Origin of the sequence: Neobacillus drentensis, assembly GCF_036962765.1 — a bacterium.
In the GTDB taxonomy this organism is placed as follows: Bacteria; Bacillota; Bacilli; order Bacillales; family Cytobacillaceae; genus Neobacillus; species Neobacillus drentensis_C.
This window is the reverse complement of record NZ_JBALOS010000221.1, coordinates 1-3,670: the sequence shown is the minus strand read 5'-3', so window position 1 is coordinate 3,670 and position 3,670 is coordinate 1. Positions and strand designations below refer to the sequence as shown.

Annotated in this window: 4 protein-coding genes; all 4 read right to left on the bottom strand. The window is 38.4% G+C overall.

Annotation, left to right across the window (positions count from 1 at the left end; genetic code table 11):
• Positions 1-255: 255 nt before the first annotated feature.
• A complete protein-coding gene (locus V7137_RS23775) occupies positions 256-708 on the bottom strand; it encodes a hypothetical protein (protein ID WP_335700362.1) in 453 nt (150 codons plus the stop codon).
• A gap of 203 nt (positions 709-911) precedes the next feature.
• Positions 912-1,832 carry a glycoside hydrolase family 3 protein gene (locus V7137_RS23770; RefSeq protein ID WP_438825627.1) on the bottom strand — a complete coding sequence of 307 codons (921 nt, stop codon included), beginning with the start codon at positions 1,830-1,832 and terminating at the stop codon, positions 912-914.
• 176 nt (positions 1,833-2,008) lie between these two features.
• On the bottom strand, positions 2,009-3,358 hold the full coding sequence (locus V7137_RS23765) for an MFS transporter (protein ID WP_335700360.1): 1,350 nt from the start codon (positions 3,356-3,358) through the stop codon (positions 2,009-2,011).
• Between the two features lie 110 nt (positions 3,359-3,468).
• On the bottom strand, positions 3,469-3,670 hold a 202-nt coding region (locus V7137_RS23760), incomplete at its 5' end, for a tyrosine-protein phosphatase (RefSeq protein WP_335700359.1).

The window sequence follows — 3,670 nt, the reverse complement described above, 5'->3', positions numbered from 1 at the left end:
CTGATCTTAAACTCAAGCATGCGTTAGTTGATTAAGAATATCGTTATTATATTAGGTGAACTGAAATAAACCTGTTTTTACAACTGAATGTTAAAACCGCCTGTACCATTTGTACAGGCGGATAGATTAGGTCTCTATGAAGCAATGAAACTATATCTGTATTTAATAGCATTTATAACTAGGATTAGCGTACACATTTCGTGTAAAGACACATACTCAGTGAAGCACCTTTCATTACAAATAATACATTATTAGTTAAAACCTTGTATCCCAACATCCACAAAACGGATCTATCGGACTCTTTCCTTTAAACTCGGATCCCCCTGTTAACTTCTTATAAAGATTATCAATCATGTTTTCATTTGCGTGATAGCAGTTGATCATGACAGGGACCCTCGGAATATCGAATAAATGATACGGATTAGCCAAAGAAATGAAAATAGTAGGCACTTCCTGAATGAACCATGGTAAATCGCCGGCAAGCGTTGGCGACCAATGCAGACGCAAAGTTGGCTTTACGCTAACATTAGGAAGATTCGCTAAATAAATAACAAGGTCAAATTGTTCTTTTATTGTGTACGTAGGCTCCGTAAACGATGCTCCAGGATTTTGATTTGGATCAAAGAGAACCACCTCAAACCCATTTGTTCGCAGCTTGTCTGCAAATCTTCCAGCGTAGGATTCTGAGTAGAATCCCTCTTTTTTCAACTGAGATTTTGTGTCCTCTACAGGAATTAACAAAACTCTCCGATATTGATTAGCGGAAATAGGCAGTAATTCTTTAGTATCTTTTACTAGAGTAATGGAATCATCTGCTGCGATGGATGCCCACTCCTTATGTTCTTGACAGCCAAGTACTTTGAGCTCTTCTTGTCTCGGAGTTAACGCTGCTTTTTCTTTTTTATGGAGACCTAGAGNNCCCTTGTGGCTGCTTCCTCTACTCTTTCCATAGTCAGCAGTCCGTTTTCAAGGCCCTTCATCATAAATTCAAAGTCCTCTTGTACATTTCGGTTAAAAAGCAGTACATCACAGCCCGCTTCGATTGTTAAAGGAATTGCCTCTTCACGATTTTTTGCCATTGTGAACCCAGCCATCATGGTAGAGTCAGAGACAATGACACCATTAAAATGTAGTTGTTCTCTTAGCAAATTCTGTAACAATTCTTTAGAGAGTGTAGCTGGCATTATTTCTTCTTCCTTAATACCAGGACAAAGCTTTCTAGAATAATGAGGGAGCATAATATGTCCAGTCATAATCGTTTTTGTACCTGCCTCAATTAACTCCTTATAAATAACACCAAATGTACGATCCCACTCCTCTACAGATAGAGAGTTAACAGAAGTCAGGAGATGCTGATCTCTTTCATCCACACCATCTCCTGGAAAATGTTTGACGGATGCCGCTAATCCGTTTTCTTGTAAGGCTTGTACATACGCTTTTCCCATTTTTATAACGGCGGAAATATCTGATCCGAAGGTACGAATGTTAGTGATGGGATTTCGAAAGTTTATATCGATATCAACTATAGGTGCAAAAGACCAGTTACAGCCCACCGCTCTTCCTTCTTTAGATGCAATCTCCCCTAACTTGTGTGCCATTTCTGTGTTTCCTGTTGCTGCTACCTGCATGGGACTAGCAAATGATGTCCCGTCTAATGCAATGCCATTCCCTCCTTTTTCTAGATTTGCCGCAAGAAGTAGTGGAATAGGGGATTGCTCTTGTAAAAAACGATGAACCCTTTGGATTGCCTGTCCTTTGTCTGGCCTAAACATAAACCCACCAGGCTTATATGTCACTAGTATTTCTTTCAACTTCTTTTCATCCTTATCCATACCGTGAAGACAGAATAGTTGACCGACTTTTTCTTCAATCGTCATAGAGGATAAGGTTTCATTCACCCAACGAATATCTTGATCTCTTAAATAAAAAGGATTTTCTCTTAAATTAATCATGTTTACTCCCCCGATTTGTTTGTTTTTTAACAGAAGTCCGTCCGAATCATCAGCACTTATTGTGCTTTTATATCATTCTTAAATCCAGATGTATGACTAGTTCGTCTTATTTTTATTTCAGATAGGATTTTTGCATAGACCCCTTCTGTTAACTGGTATTTCATAAGCGGTAACGCAGAAATTATCATTAATATTCCAGGAATCAGGGTGAAAAATAAATGCATCCAAGTCATAGTAGTATTTGTTTGAGTTCCATTCGGAATATATCCAACAGCTCCCAACACATAAGCTCCCATTGCTCCTCCTAGAGCATCAGCAAATTTTGAGCGAAATGTATTGGACGAAAATACCGTTCCCTCTGCTCGTTTTCCCGTTTTCCATTCTCCGTATTCTACGCAATCCGCAACCATAGCGCTCATCGTAATCGTCGCTATACCGAAAAATAAAGTTCCTATCCCGCTCAATGCAAAAAGTAAAATGATGTTTTTACTCACAAAGAATAAAGCAACATGAGCCAAACCGTAACCAACATTTCCGATAATAGCTGTTGTTCTTTTCCCTAGACGCTTCGATACGAATGGCGCAAGTAAGGCTCCGAGCAATATAGGAAGCATACTTGCTAAAGAAAATACCGGAAACAAATGTTCCGCATTCAAATAATATTTAAAATAATAGACGGAGAAGGCACTTCGAATATTCATCGTCATGTCTCCAATTAACAATGTCAACAATACCAATAAAAGCGGACGATTCGATCCGATTAAACGCGCGGCATCTTTAAAAGAGAATTTTTCATTTCTTGCTACTGTTACTTGCTCCTTCACGTTATAAAAAGTAATCCAGAAGAACCCTACACATAATACAGCATAAATAGCAGCCACTGGGACCCAGCTGTTTGTCGCTTTAACAAACGGAAGAGTCAAGACACTTACACAAATTCCAGCAATAATTGCCATTACACGAGGTATAGTAATTACCTTGGTTCTTTCCTGTGAATCTTCAGTAATCGCAGATGTCATAGCCCAATATGGCACATCTACTAAACCAAAGCACATTCCCCATAGGACATATGTGATAGAGGCATATATGATTTTGGCTGTTGGGCTAATATCAGGCTGCAGAAAGCAAAGAACCGTTAAGACAGCCATTATTACAGGAGCAAATAGAAGATAAGGTCTAAACCTTCCCCATCTGGATTTTGTATTGTCTACAATTACTCCTATAACAGGATCTATCATGGCATCCCAAATCCTGGCCACAAGAAAAAGGGTACCTACAACTGCCGGAGATAATCCGAAATAATCTGTATAAAAAAGCATAAGATAACTGATCATTAAAATATAAATTAGATTCTGGCCCAAGCTCCCTACCCCATAGGAAAGTACGGTTTTTGAAGAAACCTTCATTTTTGCCACCTCATTGTTGTAATGTTAGCTAAATTCAGTTGGTCTACTGCTGTTTTTTATATTTTAATTCGTTTTTTGTTACGTTTCTAAATTTAAATGAGGACATGATTTCACACCTGTTCCAAGTAAAGTTGCTGTAAGCGTGAACGTATTTCTGCTGTTACACCAAGTCCTTCTTCTAGATAGTTTTCAATAGAGCCATAGCTATTCTCGGCTTCATCCAATGCCGCATGAAGATAGGATGATTTTACAGTCATAGATTCTTTGAGATATTCAAATTCATCTTTATTTGGAAACATCGTATTCATTATT